Source organism: Azospirillaceae bacterium, assembly GCA_028283825.1.
Classification (GTDB): Bacteria; Pseudomonadota; Alphaproteobacteria; order Azospirillales; family Azospirillaceae; genus Nitrospirillum.
This window is the reverse complement of the sequence record JAPWJW010000003.1, coordinates 812415-831328: the sequence shown is the minus strand read 5'-3', so window position 1 is coordinate 831328 and position 18914 is coordinate 812415. Positions and strand designations below refer to the sequence as shown.

Below are 18914 nucleotides of genomic sequence, written 5' to 3'. Positions count from 1 at the left end.
GGTGACAAGCGGCGTCTCATTTTTCCGCGAGAGCATCATGAAAAACTTCCCGCCGCCGATGTCCTTGTTTGAAATGGATTCGGAGAGCATTCAGGTCGATGGCCAGATTAAAATTCTGGTCAGCCAACAAAGATTGCGAAACTTTGTTAGCATGCTTCTGGACTTCATCGACGTCGACGAGGCTTGGTATCTGGAACAATACCCAAATGTCAGGAGGAGCATACTATGCGGGGAGTATGCTTCCGCCCAGGAACATTATCGAGAAGTGGGGTATTTCTCGGGCCATCTGCCATTCGCGATCGCGGTGGATGATGAATGGTACAAGAACGAATATGGCGACATACGCAAGGTCGCGGAAGCGGGCAATCTGCCATCGCTGGAGCAGCATTTCGTAAAGTTCGGCTACAGTGAGGGGCGTTTCCCGAATGGTCGGATCGCGGCGAGGCTTTCGCAGTTACAGGCGACGCCTTCCGTGCCGACGGTGGGCAAGATCAACATCGCTTTGATCGGGCCGCAAACCGGGGAGTGACACGTCTTGCCCGGGCAGACTACGGGGAGGGGCGAAACACCTCCCGCTCTGCCCTGCTGTCATGATAGGGTCGCACTGTATCCCATGGTGGGGACTGGATAAATTCCGGACGGGTGCGGGCATGAGCAACCAGGACGACATCGATGCCATGTTCGGCGGCAGCGGCGGTTCCTCCGCGTCGTCTTCCACTGAACTGTCGGCCATCTACGACACGGCGGTCGAGGTGTCGGTGGTGCTGGGCACCTCCACCATCCGGGTGCGCGACCTGCTGAAGCTGGGCCGCGGCGCCATCGTGGAACTGGACCGCAAGATCGACGACCTGTCCGACATCATCGTTTCCGGCCGCACTGTCGGCCGGGGCGAGGTGACGATCGTCGAGGACAAGATCGCCGTCACCTTCCGTGAATTCACCCGCGCGAACAGTTAAGGCTGGGGATACGGGGCAGCGACCATGGCCGACAGCGGCGCCAGCGAGGTGACGACGGAGGGCTGGGCGCTCTGCCCGGTGCAGCCTGGCTTCGTCGCCCATATCGGCCCTTTCTGGGAAGGGCGGCCCGCCCGGGGCGGTGGGGATGGCGGCTGGGTCCGCGCCTTCGTCGCCGACGAACGGCACCTGGCGCCGGGCGGCCAAATCCACACCTCCGTGCTGTCGGCCTTCGCCGAATTCGTCTGCCTGAAGACCCTGGCGGATGAAGGCGTGCCCGACGGGGACGCCGCGTTGCTGGGCCTGACCCTCAATCACCTGGGCAGCGGCCCGCGCGGCACCCTGGTGCAGGGGGAGGCGCGGATGATCCGCCGCAACTGGTCGCAGCTGTGCACCGAGGTGCGCGTGCATGACGGCGACCGCACGCTGGCCACCGGCAGCGCCCTGTGGATTCTGGCCGGGGTTTGATTTTTGGATTCCCTAAGGCGAGGCCTATAGGGTAAGGGCGCCCTTGCGGGCAAAAAAACGCCGGCTGTCGAGCGACAGCCGGCGAAGATGAAGGGAGCCTCATAAGGAGGTTGAAGGCTTGAGAGTGTCAAATCCGTCACGGTCAAGCCCCTCTTATATAACTCCGACGCCGATTGATGAAAAGTTAAAAAACCGTGGCAAGCGTGTCACACTCCAAAAAACTGACCTCGTGGTTAACCCTAAGGTGTCAGTCGCCCCGCACTTCCTCCACCATTTCCTCCAAACGGGCGAAATCGCACACGAGGAGGGAGCTGTCCTGGCGGATGACCAGCTTGTCGCGTGACAGGTCGCCCAGGACGCGCGCCACCGTTTCGCGGGTGGTGCTGACCCGTGCCGCGATGTCGCTGTGGATGGGAATCGGCGAAATGGCGGCGGTGTTGTTGTCTTTCAGGTTGGGCTTGGCCAGGCGCAGCAGTTCGGCGTGCACCCGGTTGTTGGCGCCCAGCGTCGACAGATCCATGATCCGTCCGGTTGCGGAACGAACGATGCTGGCCAGGCGCGTCATAACGCCCCAGGCGATGTCGGGGTTCTGGGTCACCACCTGCTGGAACAGGCGCGGCGACATGAAGGCCACCATCACCTCGGTCAGGGCGACGATGCTGGCGGACCGCGCCTCGCCGTCGATGGCGGACAACTCCCCCAGGTAGCCGCCGGCCTCGACATCGTCGAAGGTGACCTCGCGGCCGGACAGGGAATAGTTCACCACCCGCACGCGGCCTTCGACGATGAAACAGACGTCGCGGCTGTCCGACGCGCGGTCGATCACCTGTTCCTGCGGGTGGAAGTGGCGCCAGCTGCACTGCTTGGCCAGATTGGCGCGCTGGTCCGCCGTCAGGGGGGCCAGCAGTTCTATGCTGTCGAGGGACGCGGCATCGATCACGGGGATACGCTCCGGATAAGGTCGGTGGGGGCACCTGACGTCGGCGGCCCGCCACCAAGGTCGTGTTGGGCGGGGCCGATTAACAGGGGGCCCCTTTTACACGGGTAGGCCGGACAATAACGGCCCGGACGCCCGCCGTAAACGGCGGCACCGCCATAGGTGGTGCGGTTCTTCACTGGACGGGACGTCAGGCCGTCCGCCGGCGCGGCGCCAGTGCGGCTTCCTCCACCCGGATGCGGTGGGCCAGCAGCAGGGCGTTGGCCAGCGAAAAGGCCAGGGCCAGCCGCCAGGCGCCGAAGGCCAGCGGCACGGCCGCGATCTCCGCCACCACGACGCAATAGTTGGGATGGCGCAGCAGGCGGAAGGGCCCGCCGTCGATCAGCGGCGCCCGGGGCAGGGTGATGATCCGGGTGGTCCAATAAGGCCCCAGCGTGCGGATCACCCAATAACGCGCCAGTTGCAGGGGGATCAGCAGTGCCGCCAGCGGCCAGACCACCGGCGCGTCGGCCGGGATGCCGAAGAACAGGGCGGCCAGCCAGGCGCTGTGCAGTAGGATGAACAGCGGGTAATGCGCGGCCCCCACCTCCTGCCCGCCCTGGGCCAGCAGGCGGGCCGTATTGCGGTTGGCCACCCGCAGTTCCGCCAGGCGCTGGATGGCCAGCAGGATCACCACGCCCTGCGGTGGTCCCATGGGGATGTTCAGGGTCATCGGGGGCCCTCCCTCAAAGCCGCATCAGGCCCAGGGCGGCCACGAAGCCGGGGCCCAGGGCGGACAGCATGTGTGGCCCCTTGGCGCCCCGCCGCAGCCGGCGTTCCAGCACGAACAGCACGGTGACGGCCGACATGTTGCCATGGTCGCGCAGCACGGTGCGGGCGTCATCCAGCCCGTCGGCGCAGGGGCTCAGCACCGCCGTCAGCGCGTCCAGCACCTTGGCGCCGCCGGGATGGCAGATGGTGCCGGCCAGATCGCGCAGGCCCAGGCCCTGGCGATCCAGGAACCCGCCCACCACCGCCGGCAGCGCGTCGCGCACCAGGGTGGGGATGCTCTGGGCGAAGATCACGCCCAGGCCGTCATCCTCTACCTGCCAGCCCATGATGCCCAGGCTGTCGGGCCAGCGATGCTCGGCCGATGCCAGGAAGGCCGGTCCTTCATCCCGGCCTGCCGGGTCGGCGCGCAGGACCAGGGCGGCGGCACCGTCGCCGAACAGGGCGGTCGCCACCACGTTGGCCTTGGACAGGTCGCCCGGGCGGAAGGTCAGGCCGCACAGCTCCACCACCAGCAGCAGGATGTTGGCCCCCGGCCGGGCGGTGGCCCAGGTCGCCGCCCGCGCCAGGCCCAGCACGCCGCCGGCGCAGCCCAGCCCGAACAGGGGCATGCGCTCCACATCCGGCCGCATGCCCAGGCGCTGCATCACCAGGGCGTCCAGGCTGGGGGTGGCGATGCCGGTGGAGGAGACGGCGACGATGGCGTCCACGTCGCCGGGCGCCAGGCCCGCGCGCTCCAGCGCTTGGGTCGCGGCGACGGCCAGCAAATCCACCGCGTGTTCCAGGTAAAGGGCGTTGCGCTCCGCCCAGCCATGGGGGCGCAGATACCAGTCCAGCGGCACGCAGGACGCGCGGCCCTCAATGCCGGCGTGGGTGAAGACCGGCGCCATGCGCTCAAAATCGCGCAGGCGGTGGGCGAAAATCTCACGGGCGCCGGCCAGCGCCTGTTCCTGTGTGAAACGATGGGGCGGCAGGGCGGTGGCGATGGACAGCAGGCGGGGTAGGGGCCCGGACGGCGGGGCGTAGGGATCGCGGGACATGGTCTTTATCCCTCCCTGGATAATCCCTGCCTTGAGTCTTGCCACCTTGGGCGCCCGGCCGCCGGCCGTCAACCAGACCTCAGTCTGGGGATCCGGCGGCAACGGGTCGCATCAGAGCACGGCCAGGACGGCGAGCAGCAGCACGGCGACCACGAAGGGCAGGCACGCCAGGGTGAAGCCCACCGGCCCGAATTTGCTGGGCCTTTCGACCGGGATGGTCTGGGCCCGCCGGGTGCCGAACGCGGCCAGCGCCGCGGCCCCGGCCAGAGTGCCGCCCAGGATGGTGCTGATCAATTCCGCGCGGTTGTGCGCCTGGCGCGGCGGCATCACCGCCACCACTGCGGGGATCGCGCCCAGCATGAAACCGATCATCGCGTATTTCAGGACCGTCAGGGCCCGCAAACTGACCTTCATGCCCATGGCTTGGGCTCCCGGCGTCGACGCTATTGCAACCGCAATGTGAGGTACGCCGCCGCCGTCATGCCGCAACTGTACGGACGGGATAGCCGCTGATCGTGCTGAACCGGATCAGGGCATTCGTGCCGTTTTCGCCTGAGGAAGCCATGCTCCAGGGTGGAGGTGACAATGGCCGACCCCGGAAAGCATAAATGCCAGGATGGGGAATCCGTAAATGGAAACTCCACCAATAATATCTATCATTATAAACTTAAGGATAGGAATTTACGTCGACCTCCTTAAATTAATATTTACGTGCCCTGGTGCTTTTTATTTCTGGTATTTGTGCCGAAAGCGGCAGTTCGTGATTCTATTCCAGAGTGGGGATGTGATGTTTGTTTTGCGTGGCGCGGTGAAGGAGCTGATGGAAAAGGTCGAATGGCTGGACATTCTGGCCAGCCATTCCGGTGTCGGGCTGTGGGATGCGGTCCTGTTCAACGGTGACGCCATGCACGCAAAGGCGCGTTGGACCTGGTCCCCGGAATTCCGTCGCCTGTGCGGTTTCTCCAGCGAGCGGGAATTTCCCAACGTCGTGCACTCCTGGTCGGACCGCCTGCATCCCGAGGACGCGGGGCCGACCTTTGACGCCTTCGCCGGCGCCTTGAAGACCGGATCCGGTTACGACGTCACCTATCGCCTCAAGGTCAAGGACGGCAGCTATCGCTGGTTTCGCGCCACCGGCGGCGTGATCCTTGACGAACGCGGTGTTCCCCGGCGCGCTTGCGGTTCCCTGGTTGATGTCCATGCCGTCAAGCAGGCGGAAGAGGACCGCCGGGCGGCGATGCAGGCCTTGGCCGCCAAGTTCGAGGCGTCGATCAGCGCCATCGTCACCAACGTCAGCGCCCAGGCGACAGACCTGCACGGCACGGCGCAGTCGATGGCCGGCACCGCCAGTGAAACCGCACGGCAGTCGGCCGTCGTGGCCACGGCGGCGGGAACGGCCACCAACAACGTCACCACCGTCGCCGCCGCGATCGAGGAACTGTCCGCATCGGTGCGGGAGATCGCCCAGCAGACCAATCAGGCTACCCAGATGATGGGGCAGGCCGTGGTGCGGGCCGACGGCGCCAATTCCCAGGTGCAGGGGCTGGCCACCACGGCCCAGAAGATCGGCGAGGTGGTGCAACTGATCAACGGCATCGCCAGCCAGACCAACCTGCTGGCGCTGAACGCCACCATCGAGGCGGCACGGGCGGGGGAGGCCGGCAAGGGCTTCGCCGTCGTGGCATCCGAGGTCAAGGCCCTGGCCAACCAGACGGCGGCCGCGACCGACGAAATCCAGGCCCAGGTCACCGCCATCCAGCAGGCCACCGGTGTTTCCGTCCGCGCCATCCAGGACATCACGGAAACCATCGCCACGATGAATGAGACGACGCAGTCCATCGCGGCCGCCGTCGGCGCCCAGGGGCAGGCCACCCGCGAAATCGCCGAAAACGTGGCGCAGGCGGCCGAGGGCACGGCGGAAGTGACGACCAACATCGCCGGCGTCAGCGACGCCGCCCGGCAGACCGGCGCCGCCGCCACCCGGGTGCTGGCTTCGGCCGGCGATCTCAGCCGCAGCGGCGACGCGCTGAAGGCCCAGGTGGACACCTTCCTGCAGGAGGTGCGGAACGCGTGAGGCGCAGGCCCCGGTAGTCGGTCCGGGTCAGCCTGAGCGCAGGGTCCGTACCGCCTCATCCCGCTGGAACAGGTACAGCAACACGCGCAGGGCCTGGCCGCGCGGGCTTTCCAGGTCGGGGTCGCGGGCCACCATCAGGCTGGCGTCGTCGCGGGCGGTCGCCAGCAGGTCGGCGTGCACGGTGATGTCGGCCATGCGGAATTCCGGCAGGCCGGACTGGCGCGTGCCCAGCACCTCGCCAGCCCCCCGCAGTTCCAGATCCTTCTCCGCGATCAGGAAGCCGTCCTCCGTCGCGGTCATCACGTCCAGGCGGGCGCGGGCGGTCTCACCCAAGGGGGCGGTGTACAGCAGCAGGCAGGCGGACGCGCGCTCGCCACGGCCCACCCGGCCGCGCAACTGGTGCAACTGCGCCAGGCCGAAGCGCTCGGCATGCTCCACCACCATGATGGTGGCCTCCGGCACGTTGACGCCCACCTCGATCACCGTGGTGGCGACCAGCACGGACAGCTCGCCGCTGGCGAACCGCGCCATGACCGCGTCCTTCTCCGTGCCCTTCATCTTGCCGTGCACCAGGCCGACGCGATCGCCCAGCCGTTCCATCAGGGTGGCATGGCGCAGGGTGGCGTTGGCCAGGTCCACGGTTTCGGATTCGTCCACCAGGGGACAGACCCAATAGACCCGCTGGCCGGTCTTGATGGCGGCGGCCACCCGCTCCACCACCTCCTCAATGCGGTCGGCCGGGGCGGCGCGGGTCACCACCGGCTTGCGCCCCGGCGGCTTTTCCATCAGGCGGCTGACGTCCATGTCGCCATAGGCGGTCAGCGTCAGGGTGCGGGGAATGGGGGTGGCGGTCATGACCAGGGTGTCCACCCCGCGCCCCTTGGCTGCCAGGGCCAGGCGCTGGTGCACGCCGAACTTGTGCTGTTCGTCGATGATGGCCAGCGCCAGATCGCGGAACGCCACGTCCTCCTGGAACAGGGCGTGGGTCCCGATCAGGATGTCGATCTCGCCCGACACCAGTCTGTCCAGCACCTGTTGGCGCGCCTTGCCCTTGTCACGGCCGGTCAGCAGGGCCAGGCGGATGCCGGCGGCGTCGGCCAGGTCGGCCAGGCTTTCGGCATGCTGGCGCGCCAGGATCTCGGTGGGCGCCATCAATGCCGCTTGCGCGCCGGCCTCCACCGCCGTCGCCATGGCCATCAGCGCCACGATGGTCTTGCCGCTGCCGACGTCGCCCTGCAGCAGGCGCAGCATGCGCTCGGCGGCACCCATGTCGGCGTCGATCTCGGCCAGGGCGCCCACCTGCGCGCCCGTCAGCTGATAGGGCAATGCCGCCTGGATGCGGGCACGCAGGCGGCCGTCGCCCACCGTGGCCCGGCCGGCCAGGTGGCGTTGATGCCAGCGCACCAGGGCCAGGGCCAGCTGGTTGGACAGCAGTTCGTCGTAAGCCAGGCGTTGGCGGATGGGCGACAGCGGGTTGACGTCGCCTTCGCTCTTGGGATCATGCGCCGCCGCCAGTGCCACCTTCCACGCCGGCCAGCCCTGGCGCTCCAGCCAGGCGGGGTCCTGCCATTCCTCCAGTTCCGGCGTGCGCTCCAGCGCCGCGGTGATGGCGGTGCGCAGCGGCTTGGGGTTCAGGCCGCCCGTCAAGGGGTAGACCGCCTCCACCTCCTGCGGCGGGGCGCCTTCCTCGACGGGGGCGAAATGGTCGGGGTGGGGCATCTGCAACAGGCCGTTGAAGCGTTCGACCTTGCCGCTGACCACCACCATGGTGCCCTGGGGCAGTTTCTTCTCCAGCCAGTCGCCTTTGATGTGGAAGAACACCAGTTCCATCTCGCCGGTATGGTCGGTGCAGCGCACGCGATAGGGGCGGTGGCGCTGCACCGGCGGCATGTGCCCGTCCACCCGCACCGTCAGGGTGACGATGCGGCCTTCCGGCGCCTCCGCAATGCTGGCGGCGTTGGCGCGGTCCAGCACGCCGGTGGGCAGGTGCCACAGGATATCCGCCACGTGCGGGCCGGTCAGCCGCTCCGCCAGCTTGCCGAGGCGGGGCCCCAGGCCCGGCAGGCTGGTGATGGGCGCGAACAGGGGATAAAGGACGGGCGGACGCAAGCGTGGGCTCCGGGACTGAAAACACTGACGCGTATGCCTATATCCTACCGGGCGTCTCTGTCGACCGCCTACCCTCGTGCCGGGGCGTGTTTACGATGTGTTCTGCATCATGTATCTTGGGCGTCACTGTAGGAGCCGCCATGACGAAGACATCGCTTGATATCCATCTGGGGCCAGACCTGAGCGATCAGGTGACTGCGATTGCAAAGGTGTTGGATCGCCCCGCGTCCTGGGTGGTCGATCAGGCGATCCGGGATTTCATCGCCGTGCAGGAAGGCCACCTGCGGGCCATCGAGGAAGGAATACGGGCCGCCGATGCGGGAAAGGTTGTTCCGCACGAGGATGTTGTGGCCTGGGTGAATTCCTGGGGGACGGATAACGAGTTGCCCATGCCTTCGGCTGACTGAGGCCATGCGCTTTATCTGGACGGAGCCTGCGGTGCGGGATTTGGTCAGCGCGCGCCGCCACATCGCGCTGGAAAATCCTGTGGCGGCGAATGCCCAAATTCAAATGGTCATGTTGGCCACCGCCCAATTGGTTCATTTCCCCCGGATGGGGCGGGAAGGGCGCTGGCCCGGCACGCGTGAACTGGTCGTCCAAAAGACGCCCTACATCGTCGCCTACCAGATCCAAGATGACACGATCTCGATTCTGCGCGTACTTCATGGCCGCCAGCTTTGGCCGGACCCGGTAACTGATTGAGGCTCGCCCCTGCCCCTTCAGGTTTTGTCCATGCTTAAATTATCAAGGTTCCTCGTCATGCCCACCGACGCCGCTATCAATGCTTCTCCCGAAGACGCCCTGGCCATTCGCCGCAAGCGCCTGATCTTCCGCAGTTGGCACCGCGGGATGAAGGAGATGGACTTGCTGATGGGCACGTTCGCGGAAAAGCATGTGCCGGGGTTCACGGTGGACCAGATGGACAAGTATGAGCATCTGCTGGACCTGAACGACCCAGACGTCTTCGATTGGCTGCTGGGCCGCACCCCGTTTCCCGATGACCTGGACGTGGACCTGATGGCCCTGCTGCAGGCCCACCGCGTCGCCTGATTTCGACTCCCACCATCCTGAGCCTGGTTCCCGTTCCCATGCCCGATACCGTGCTTCCCGCCGCCGTCCTTTCCGGTTTCGACCCGGACCAGCCCCGCCGCCTGGTGGTGTCGGGCGCGCCGGAGGGGCACGACGCCCGCGTCCTGGCCGATGTCGCGCGGCGGGCGGGGGCGGCGGGCCTGCTGCACGTGGCGCTGGACGACGCCCGCATGGCGCGGGTGCAGGAGGCCTTGGCCTTTTTCGCGCCGGACGTGACGGTGCTGCCCTTCCCGGCGTGGGACTGCCTGCCGTATGACCGGGTGTCGCCCAACGGCGATATCGTGGCCCAGCGCATCGAGGCCCTGACCACCCTGCTGGGCCCCAAGCCCAAGGGCCCGTTCATCGTCCTGACCACCCTGAACGCCGCCTTGCAGAAGGTGCCGCCCCGCCTGGCCTTCCGTAACGCCACCTTCACCGCCAAGGTGGGCGGGCGGGTGAACGTCGACACCTTGCAGCGCTTCCTGGCCAACAACGGCTATACCCGCGCCCAGACGGTGCGTGAGGCGGGCGAATACGCCGTGCGCGGCGGCATCATCGACCTGTTCCCGCCCGGCACGCCGGAACCGCTGCGCCTGGACCTGTTCGGCGATGAGCTTGAGGGCGTGCGCGCCTTCGACCCCATGACCCAGCTGACGACGGAAAAGCGGACCGGCATCGACCTGAAGCCGATGTCGGAGATTTTCCTGGACGATCCCTCCGTCCAGCGCTTCCGCACCGGTTATCGTGAGCTGTTCGGCGCCGTCACCGACAGCGACCCGCTGTATGAGGGCATCAGCGCCGGCCGCAAGATGCCGGGCATGGAACATTGGCTGCCCCTGTTCCATGCCGGCCTGGACACGCTGTTCGACTACGTCCCCGGCGCCGCCGTCAGCCTGGACCCGCAAGCCGAGGAGGCGCGCGATTCCCGCCTGACCCAGGTGGCGGACTTCTATGAGGCGCGCCGCACCTTCCAGGAGGTGGAGAAGAAGTCCGGCACGCCGGTCTACAAGCCCGTGCCCACGTCCACCCTGTTCCTGGACGGCGATGTCTGGGACCGGCAGTTGAGCTTCCGCGCCGTGGTCCAGCTGTCGGCCTTCGCGGCGGTGGAGGGCGGATCCAACCGGGACCTGGCGGACGCCGGCGGCCGGCGCGGCCATGATTTCGCCGAGGCGCGCGCCAACCCGGACGTCAACGTCTTCAACGCCCTGGCCCAGCATATCGACCAGTTGCGCGCCGATGGCCGCCGCGTGGTGGTGGCCGGCTACAGCCAGGGGGCCCGCGACCGCCTGGCCAAGATGCTGAAGGAACACGGCATCGACCCGGCGCCCACCGCCGACGCCTGGGCTGAGGTCCAGGGCCTGGCCGCGAAGGCCACGGCCGTGGTGGTGCTGGGCATCGACCATGGCTTCGCCACGCCCGACCTGGCCTTCATCACCGAACAGGACATCCTGGGCGACCGCCTGGCCCGTCCGGCGCAGAAGAAGCGCCGCGCCGCCAATTTCATCGCCGAGGCGGCTAGCCTGGCCACCGGCGACCTGGTGGTGCACGTCGACCACGGCATCGGCCGGTACGACGGGCTGGAGACGCTGACCGTCACCGGCGCCCCGCACGACTGCCTGCGCATCATCTATGACGGCGGCGACAAGCTGTACGTGCCGGTGGAGAACATCGAGGTCCTGTCCCGCTTCGGGTCGGAGGATTCCGGCGCGCAGTTGGACAAGCTGGGCGGCGTGGGCTGGCAATCGCGCAAGGCCCGCGTCAAGAAGCGCCTGAAGGACATGGCCGACGCGCTGTTGCGCATCGCCGCCGAGCGCGCGCTACGCAAGGCCCCGCCCATCGAGGTGCCGGACGGCGTCTATGACGAGTTCGCGGCCCGCTTCCCCTATGCGGAGACCGAGGACCAGTTGCGGGCCATCGAGGACGTGCTGGAGGATCTGAACTCCGGCCAGCCCATGGACCGCCTGGTCTGCGGCGACGTCGGGTTTGGGAAGACCGAGGTGGCCCTGCGTGCCGCCTTCGTCGCGGCGATGAGCGGCCTGCAGGTGGCGGTGGTGGTGCCCACCACCCTGCTGGCGCGCCAGCACAGCCGCACCTTTGAGAAGCGCTTCGCCGGCCTGCCCATCCGCATGGGCCAGCTGTCGCGCCTGGTGACCGCGAAAGAGGCCAACCTGACCAAGGCCGGCCTGGCCGACGGCACCATCGACATCGTTGTGGGTACGCATGCCCTGCTGGCGCAAAGCATCCAGTTCAGCCGCCTGGGCCTGGTCATCGTGGATGAGGAACAGCATTTCGGCGTGAAGCAGAAGGAACGGCTGAAGCAGCTGCGCACCGACGTGCACGTGCTGACCCTGACCGCCACGCCCATTCCCGCGCACCCTGCAACTGGCGCTCAGCGGCGTGCGTGAGCTGTCGCTGATCGCCACCCCGCCGGTGGACCGCCTGGCGGTGCGCACCTTCGTGCTGCCCTACGACCCGGTGGTGATCCGCGAGGCCATCCTGCGCGAACATTACCGGGGGGGGCAGAGCTTCTACGTCTGCCCGCGTATCGAGGATCTGCCCAAGTTGCAGGAGCGGCTGGCCGAACTGGTGCCGGAGGTGAAGATGATCACCGCCCACGGCCAGATGCCGGCCGCCCAGCTGGAAGAGGTGATGACCGCCTTCGATGAGGGCAAGTACGATCTGCTGCTGGCCACCAACATCATCGAAAGCGGCCTGGACATCCCCAGCGCCAACACCCTGATCGTCCACCGCGCCGACATGTTCGGCCTGGCGCAACTGTACCAGGTGCGCGGCCGCGTCGGCCGGTCCAAGGTGCGCGGCTACGCCTACCTGACCTATCAGCCCAAGACGGTGCTGTCGCAGACGGCGCAGCAGCGCCTGCACGTCATCGAGACGCTGGACAGCCTGGGGGCGGGCTTCCAGCTGGCCAGCCACGACATGGACATCCGGGGCGCCGGCAACCTGCTGGGTGAGGAGCAGTCCGGCCAGATCCGCGAGGTCGGCGTGGAACTCTACCAGCAGATGCTGGAGGAGGCGGTGAACGCCGCCCGGGGCGGGCTGTCGGAGGCGCAGGCGGCGGCGGAGCAATGGACGCCGCAGATCAACCTGGGCATGCCCGTGCTGATTCCCGAAAGCTACGTGGCGGACCTGGGCATCCGCCTGTCGCTGTACCGCCGCGTGGCCGACCTGGTGGATAGGGCGGAGATCGACGCCTTCGCCGCCGAGATGGTGGACCGCTTCGGCACCCTGCCGGAAGAGGTGGAGAACCTGCTGCGCCTGGTGGAGATCAAGCGTCTGTGCCGCGAGGCCGGGGTACAGAACCTGGACGCGGGCCCCAAGGGCGCCGTCATCGGTTTCCGCGACAATCTGTTCAAGAACCCGGCGGCCCTGGTGGGCTTCATCCAGGGCCAGGCCGGCACCGCCAAGATCAGGCCCGACCACAAGCTGGTGCTGCTGCGCCCTTGGGACAGTGCCGAGACCCGCATGGACGGCGTGCGCAAGCTGATGAGCGACCTTGCCCGCATGGCGGCCGGTGAGATCGTGAAGGCTGATCCGCCCCCGCCGCCACCTCCACCCCCGCCGCCCAAGACCCCGGGCAAACCCGTCTCCGCCTGGGGCCACAAGCCGCCGCTGCCGGCCAGCAAGCTGGGGCGCCCGGGCTTCTCCACGCCGCCACGCAGCCGGCGGTAGGGGGCTGCGCTTTTATTTGGCGAGGGCCGCGCGTAAGGTGTCGTCGTAGTGGCTCGTGAGATCGACATGCTGCGCTTTGAGCGCCGCATTCAGCGCGGGAGCGCCACCGAAAGCCGTGCGGTAGCGCCTCACGAGATCATCAATCAGATGGGGCGCCATGTCGGCCGGCAGGTCAGTGGGAGCTTGGAGTGTCTCGCGGGCCGGTCCGACCAAATCACACTTTTCGGGTGTTACGGCGATGATCGCGCCGATTGGGTTTGGCTTTGATCGGCCTGTCGCCTTTTCCACATAAAGGCCGCCAACAATTAGGTATTGGGTCCCCGCTTCATCCTGCTGACCATAAATCCACAGGCGGTTGTCCCATCTGTCGTTCGCCAGATTGGGGCATCGCGTCATCAACGACGTCGGCGCCTCATCAAATTTGACGTGGGCTGGATCATATTTAAGGCCAAAGACAGGATCGGTAAGGTGTGGAACTTCCTTGGCGAATGCGAGGAACGGCCCAAGAATGAGAAGGACGCTAAAGATTCCAGCGATAGATCGCATAACTAGGCTTCTCCAGGCGGTAAATGGGGCCTGGCCAAAAACCTTGGGGTTGGACGAAGTCGGAAACCCAATGAGTCCCATCATAACCCTCAATGTGTCCTGGTTTGCTGGTCGATGTTTGTTGAATGACCGCGATGTCGCCCAACATTGGCGTGTAGTTGTCATTTGAAATTATTGTAAACCCGAGACGAATTAGGGTTGGCCCCCAATCTTTTGCGTCGATGGGATGGCCGACAGGATTAAGCCCCGCTGCTTCAATGGCTTTACGAACATGCGTTGCGCACTTGCCCTCGCCATAGAGCCCGGTGGTGTGTTTGTTCAAATAATCGACGAACTTTTTCTTATCGAATTGTGGCAACGACGTTCTCCGTTAACAAATTAACGCGCGTCCTTCCGAAGGTTGTCGCCACTAAAATGAAGTGGCGACAGTCGGTGCCAATATATGCTGAAGGGATATCTCGATTCAGGGTGGTTTCTGCAAATCTTCGGGCTGCTGACGGGGGCCTGAAGATTCACTCCAGCGATCGTGCCAACCGGAACCCGCCGAACACCGAGCGGTCGCCGGTGTTCATCATCACCCGGCTGGCGGAGCGCATGCTGCCCGGGTGGGGGCTGGTGGAACCGCCGCGCGCCGCGTGCTGGTGGCAGTCGCCCCCCAGCCACGCGCTGCCGTCGGTGGGGGCGCCGTCGTAGGTGTCGTGCCAGCAATCCTGGGTCAGCTCATAGACATTGCCCAGCATGTCGTACAGGCCCCAGGGATTGGGCGGGAAGGCATCGACGGGGGAGGTCGTAAGATAACCGTCGTCGCAGGGCGCGCCGTACCATTTGGGCACGCGGTCCTTGAAGCGTTCCACCACCGTCTGGTCGCTGCCGTTGGCGTATTTGCACTGCAGTGCCACGTCGTCGCCCCAATAGCGCGAGGTGGTGGTGCCGGCGCGCGTGGCGTATTCCGTCTCCGCCTCCGTCGGCAGGCGATAGGTCAGGCCGGTCTGGGCGGAGTACCAGGTGATATAGGCTACGGCGTCGTCGTGGGAGACGCAGACCACCGGGTCCTTGTCCGTCTGCTTGAAGCCGGGGTCGCGCCAGTCGGCGGTGGCGCTGGGGCCGAACTTCACCGGATCGACGGCGAAGTTGTAGGCCCAGCACTTGCCGGCGACGGCGTAGCCGGTGGCATAGACGAACCGGGCGAAGTCGGCGCGCGTCACCAGATATTTGGCCAGCTTGAACGCCTTGACCGTCACCGCGTGCTGCGGCTTTTCGCGGGGCGCGAAATCATCGTCCAGCGGAATGCCCGTGTGCATGGTCTGGCTTTGCTCAAGGGTCGTTTCCGCGTCCGATGAGCCCATGATGAAACGCCCGGCCGGGATGGTCAGCATGTCGGGGGATTCCGGTGCGGCGTGGGCACCCGCCATGGCGGCCAGACCGGTGGCGAGAACCGCCAGGAGCGTGATGACGACCCGCATGAAAACCTCCCCCTTCGCGTCCGCGCCGCTGCGCGGACAGGGAGAGTTTCCAGGCGCCCCCCGGATCGGCACCCGTCAATCCGGGACGCTGTCCACCTGTTGGTGGCAGGGGGGGAGGCGGCGGCGTTTCCCCGTCTCAATCATTCATCGGAAAACATGAAATAAATTAATATGTTAGAATATCCGGGTGCAATTTTCGGTAGGCGCGGCACAATCAGCGCCATCTAAAGAAAAGGATGGGAGAACGCCGCCATGGCCACCGACAGCACGCACCCCGAAACCCTGGTCCTGCACGCCGGTTATCGCGCCGACCCCACCACCCACGCCGTGGCCGTGCCCATCTACCAGACCACCAGTTACCAGTTCGATGGGACGGAACATGCCGCCAACCTGTTCGCGCTGAAGGAACTGGGCAACATCTACACCCGCATCATGAACCCCACCACCGACGTGCTGGAACAGCGCCTGGCGGCGGTGGAGGGCGGGGTGGCGGCTTTGGCGGTGGCGTCGGGCCAGGCGGCCAGCACCTTTTCCATCCTGAACGTGGCGCAGGCGGGTGACAACTTCGTCACCTCCACCGACCTGTACGGCGGCACCTGGAACCTGTTCGCCAACACCTTCAAGCAGCTGGGCATCGAGGCCCGCTTCGTCGATCCGTCGGATCCGGAGAATTTCCGCCGTGCCACCGACGCCCGCACCCGCGCCTATTACGCCGAGACGCTGCCCAATCCCAAGCTGCGCGTCTTCCCCATCGCGGAGGTGGCGGCCATCGGGCGTGAACTGGGGGTGCCGTTGATCGTGGACAACACCGCCACCCCCATCCTGGCCCGGCCGCTGGATCTGGGTGCCGCCGTGGTCGTCTATTCCACCACCAAGTACATCGGCGGCCACGGCACCAGCATCGGTGGCGCCATCATCGACGGCGGCAATTTCGATTGGGAGGGGCATGCCGACCGCTTCCCCCTGCTGAACCAGCCGGACCCCAGCTATCACGGGGCGGTGTGGACGCAGGCGGTGAAGCCGCTGGGCCCCATCGCCTATATCCTGCGGGCCCGGGTCACCCTGCTGCGCGACATCGGCGCGCCGCTCAGCCCGTTCAACGCCTTCCAGATCATCCAGGGGCTGGAAACCCTGCCGCTGCGCATCCGGGAGCATAACCGCAACGCCGCCGCCGTGGCGGCCTACCTGGCGGAGCATCCCAAGGTGGCCACCGTCATCCACCCCTCGCGCCAGACCGGCGAATTGCGCCGCCGGGCCGACGCCGTGCTGAAGGGCGGTTACGGCGCCCTGGTGGGCTTTGAGCTGAAGGACGGGGCGGAGGCCGGCCGGCGTTTCATCGACGCGCTGAGGCTGTTCTACCACGTCGCCAACATCGGCGACGCGCGCAGCCTGGCCATCCACCCGGCCAGCACCACCCATTCCCAGCTGTCGGCGGAGGACCAGGCGGCCACCGGCGTCACGCCGGGTTATGTCCGCCTGTCCGTCGGCATCGAGCACATCGACGATATCCTGGCCGACCTGACCCAGGCGCTGGACCAGGCATAAGGGCTACACCACCAGCCGGCGGTAGAGGTGCCAGGTGCTGTGCCCCAGCACCGGCATCACCACGATCAGGCCGACGAAGGCGGGCAGGGTGCCCAGGAACAGGCTGCCTGCCACGATCAATCCCCACACCGCCATCGTCAAGGGGTTGGTCCTGACCGCGCGGATTGAGGTGGCGACGGCGGTGTGCAGCGGCACCTCGCGGTCCAGCAGCAGGGGGATGCTGATGGCGGCGATGGCCAGCACGACGGCGGCGAAACAGGCGCCGACGCCACAACCCACGGCCACCATCGTCCAGCCGGCGTGCGTGCCCACGATGTCGGCCGCGAATTGCGCCGGTGAGGCCGGCGGCTGCGGTCCCAGGGTGGCGTCGTAGATGGCCTGGGCCGCGTACAGCCAGGCGAAATAGATCACGGTCAGGATCAGGCCCAGCGTGGCGATGGCGGCCACGGCGGGGCTGCGCAGGGGGCCCAGGGCTTCCCGCCAGCTGGGCTGAACGCCGCATTCACGCTGGCGGCTCATCTCCAGCAGGCCGATGGCCGCGATGGGGCCCACCAGCACGAAACCCGATGCCAACGGGAACAGCAGCGGCAGCATGTTCAGGTTCACCGCCGCCCGTGCCAGCACGCAGCCCAGGACGGGATAGATGATGCACAGCGCGAAGACGTCGGTGCGGAAGGCGCCGAAGTCGCGGAAGCCGGCGGCGATGGCCTGGCCCAGATCAGCGACGCCGATGCGCCGCACCGGCGGCACCTCATGCGCCCGCATGTCCTCCATATGCCCGATGGCCCGGCCGACGGACGCCACGCCGGACGCGGCTTCCCCCAGGCGCGCCCATGTCCATTCCACGGGGTTGCGTATGGTCTCTTGTGTCATGACCCGTTCCTCCTGAACCGTTGCGGTCGCTTCAGGCAGGGGCCCAGAAATCACCGGGGCCCAAGGCGGGATGCCGCTGTTCTGCGCGTGGGTCCGGGCACCGACGATGCGCCGGCCCGCGCGGGGTTATTGGCGGGGAGTTTACGCCGATTGCGGGCGGATGTCGCGCCCAGCGCTCATCCCGATCACCGTAACGCCCCCAACACCCCCAGCAAAATCTCCTGCGAACGCTTCTGACCATAGCCGTGGCCATAGGCGCTGGAGGTGATGGCGACCACCATGTCGGCGGCGGGGATGAGGTAGATCTTGTTGCCGCCGTTGCCTGACGCGAAGTGCACGGGCAGGGTGGCGCCGCCGGGGATGGGCAGGGCCCGGGCGTACCACATGTACCCGTAGTGGTCGGCGTACGGGTCGGTGGCGCTGATGTCCACCAGGTCGGACAGGCTGGCCTCCACCCAGGGGGCGCTGACCAGCTGGCGGCCCCGGAACCGTCCCTCCGCCAGGACCAGTTGGCCGAGGACGGCGACGTCGCGGGCGGTCAGTTGCAGGTTGCCCTGGCCGGTGGCATGGCCGGGCGCCACGTGGCGCCAGGGATGGCGATGGATGCCCAAGGGGCCGAACAGCACGGCATCCGCGAACTGGTCCAGCGGCTGGCGGGTCGCACCCTCCACCACAGCACCCACCAGGAAGGCGTTGAGCGAGCAATAGAGGTAATGGTCGCCCGGCGGATGGGCTGGCGGCACGGCATAGGCGGCGGCGGTCCAGTCCGGCGCCTGGTCCAGCTTGTCCTCATTGCCGGGGGAGGTCGGGTCGTCGTCGTCCGCCGCCAGGCCGGATCGCATGGTCAGCAGGTCGCGGATGGTGATGGTGGCCTTGTCCGGCGGCAAGCCCGGCAGATAGCGGGCGATGGGATCGTCCACGCCGCCGACCAGATGCCGGTCGATGGCGATGCCCATCAGCAGGCTGGTGATGCTTTTGGTGGCGGAGCGGATGTCGTGCAGGCTGTCGGCATCGTCGCCGTTGAAATAGGCCTCCGCCACCCGCCGGCCATGCTGAAGGATGACGATGCCCTTCAGGTCCGGATGCGGATCGGCGCGCAGGCTTTCGAACAACGCCGCCAGTTTGGCCGGATCGGGCGCGTCGGCCGCGGCCCACGCTGGTGGGGCGGTAAGGCCGGCCAGCAGCAGCGCGCACGAGGCCAGGCGGGCCAGTTCCACCCCCCATCCGCGATGCCCCATGCCCAACGCGCGTGCCATTCGGCTCCCCCTTGATGACGCTCCCCGGCGCGTACGGTGGCGGGAATGGTAGCGGGCGGCAATGACCGCCCCGGCCACCGGACGTGGTGCCACTTCCGTTGAGGTGTTATCAGGGGATCAGAAA

At 66.9% G+C, this 18914-nt stretch carries 18 protein-coding genes and 1 pseudogene; 9 read left to right on the top strand and 10 right to left on the bottom strand.

Going from position 1 to position 18914, the window contains the following annotated elements; all coding sequences use genetic code 11:
* Position 1: 1 nt before the first annotated feature.
* From PW843_15800 to PW843_15790, 3 genes are all read left to right on the top strand, one after another.
* Positions 2-529: a hypothetical protein gene (locus PW843_15800; protein ID MDE1148064.1), complete on the top strand. Its 528-nt coding sequence runs from the start codon at positions 2-4 to the stop codon at positions 527-529.
* 121 nt (positions 530-650) lie between these two features.
* Complete coding sequence (gene fliN, locus PW843_15795; protein ID MDE1148063.1) at positions 651-956, top strand: flagellar motor switch protein FliN; 306 nt, start codon at positions 651-653, stop codon at positions 954-956.
* Positions 957-980: 24 nt separating this feature from the next.
* Positions 981-1421, top strand: coding sequence for a PaaI family thioesterase (locus PW843_15790; GenBank protein ID MDE1148062.1), 441 nt, complete (start codon positions 981-983; stop codon positions 1419-1421).
* Positions 1422-1668: 247 nt separating this feature from the next.
* On the opposite strand, the gene PW843_15785 is transcribed toward PW843_15790, so the two are convergent.
* From PW843_15785 to PW843_15770, 4 genes are all read right to left on the bottom strand, one after another.
* A complete protein-coding gene (locus PW843_15785; protein MDE1148061.1) occupies positions 1669-2367 on the bottom strand; it encodes a Crp/Fnr family transcriptional regulator in 699 nt (232 codons plus the stop codon).
* Between the two features lie 181 nt (positions 2368-2548).
* Complete coding sequence (locus tag PW843_15780; GenBank protein MDE1148060.1) at positions 2549-3070, bottom strand: isoprenylcysteine carboxylmethyltransferase family protein; 522 nt, start codon at positions 3068-3070, stop codon at positions 2549-2551.
* 13 nt (positions 3071-3083) lie between these two features.
* Complete coding sequence (locus PW843_15775) at positions 3084-4166, bottom strand: type III polyketide synthase (protein ID MDE1148059.1); 1083 nt, start codon at positions 4164-4166, stop codon at positions 3084-3086.
* Between the two features lie 111 nt (positions 4167-4277).
* The gene (locus PW843_15770; protein MDE1148058.1) at positions 4278-4586 is read right to left on the bottom strand and encodes a hypothetical protein; all 309 of its coding nucleotides are present in this window, start codon (positions 4584-4586) and stop codon (positions 4278-4280) included.
* Positions 4587-4953: 367 nt separating this feature from the next.
* Between PW843_15770 and PW843_15765 the strand changes: the two genes are divergently transcribed.
* Positions 4954-6240: a methyl-accepting chemotaxis protein gene (locus PW843_15765; protein MDE1148057.1), complete on the top strand. Its 1287-nt coding sequence runs from the start codon at positions 4954-4956 to the stop codon at positions 6238-6240.
* A 27-nt stretch (positions 6241-6267) separates the two neighbouring features.
* Here the strand turns inward: PW843_15765 and recG are convergent, their stop codons facing one another.
* Positions 6268-8349 (bottom strand): ATP-dependent DNA helicase RecG, encoded by a 2082-nt coding sequence (gene recG, locus PW843_15760; protein ID MDE1148056.1) that lies wholly within the window; start codon positions 8347-8349, stop codon positions 6268-6270.
* 140 nt (positions 8350-8489) lie between these two features.
* Between recG and PW843_15755 the strand changes: the two genes are divergently transcribed.
* The 4 genes and pseudogenes from PW843_15755 to mfd all read left to right on the top strand — a co-directional run bounded on the left by PW843_15755 (position 8490) and on the right by mfd (position 13107).
* Complete coding sequence (locus tag PW843_15755) at positions 8490-8756, top strand: CopG family ribbon-helix-helix protein (protein ID MDE1148055.1); 267 nt, start codon at positions 8490-8492, stop codon at positions 8754-8756.
* Between the two features lie 4 nt (positions 8757-8760).
* Positions 8761-9051, top strand: a complete 291-nt coding sequence (locus PW843_15750) for a type II toxin-antitoxin system RelE/ParE family toxin (protein ID MDE1148054.1) — start codon at positions 8761-8763, stop codon at positions 9049-9051.
* A 57-nt stretch (positions 9052-9108) separates the two neighbouring features.
* Positions 9109-9399 (top strand): succinate dehydrogenase assembly factor 2, encoded by a 291-nt coding sequence (locus tag PW843_15745; GenBank protein ID MDE1148053.1) that lies wholly within the window; start codon positions 9109-9111, stop codon positions 9397-9399.
* A gap of 38 nt (positions 9400-9437) precedes the next feature.
* Positions 9438-13107: pseudogene (gene mfd / locus PW843_15740) on the top strand (transcription-repair coupling factor).
* A gap of 12 nt (positions 13108-13119) precedes the next feature.
* Here the strand turns inward: mfd and PW843_15735 are convergent.
* From PW843_15735 to PW843_15725, 3 genes are all read right to left on the bottom strand, one after another.
* On the bottom strand, positions 13120-13653 hold the full coding sequence (locus PW843_15735; GenBank protein ID MDE1148052.1) for a hypothetical protein: 534 nt from the start codon (positions 13651-13653) through the stop codon (positions 13120-13122).
* Positions 13628-14011, bottom strand: coding sequence for a hypothetical protein (locus PW843_15730; GenBank protein MDE1148051.1), 384 nt, complete (start codon positions 14009-14011; stop codon positions 13628-13630). Before PW843_15730 ends, PW843_15735 begins: the two co-directional genes overlap by 26 nt.
* 154 nt (positions 14012-14165) lie before the next feature.
* The gene (locus PW843_15725; GenBank protein MDE1148050.1) at positions 14166-15116 is read right to left on the bottom strand and encodes a formylglycine-generating enzyme family protein; all 951 of its coding nucleotides are present in this window, start codon (positions 15114-15116) and stop codon (positions 14166-14168) included.
* A gap of 252 nt (positions 15117-15368) precedes the next feature.
* Here PW843_15725 and PW843_15720 point away from each other — a divergent pair, with 252 nt between their 5' ends.
* A complete protein-coding gene (locus PW843_15720) occupies positions 15369-16661 on the top strand; it encodes a PLP-dependent transferase (protein ID MDE1148049.1) in 1293 nt (430 codons plus the stop codon).
* A gap of 3 nt (positions 16662-16664) precedes the next feature.
* Here PW843_15720 and PW843_15715 read toward each other — a convergent pair whose 3' ends face one another.
* Positions 16665-17534 carry a DUF2189 domain-containing protein gene (locus PW843_15715; protein MDE1148048.1) on the bottom strand — a complete coding sequence of 290 codons (870 nt, stop codon included), beginning with the start codon at positions 17532-17534 and terminating at the stop codon, positions 16665-16667.
* 185 nt (positions 17535-17719) lie between these two features.
* Positions 17720-18790 carry a serine hydrolase gene (locus PW843_15710; GenBank protein MDE1148047.1) on the bottom strand — a complete coding sequence of 357 codons (1071 nt, stop codon included), beginning with the start codon at positions 18788-18790 and terminating at the stop codon, positions 17720-17722.
* Positions 18791-18914 lie beyond the last annotated feature (124 nt).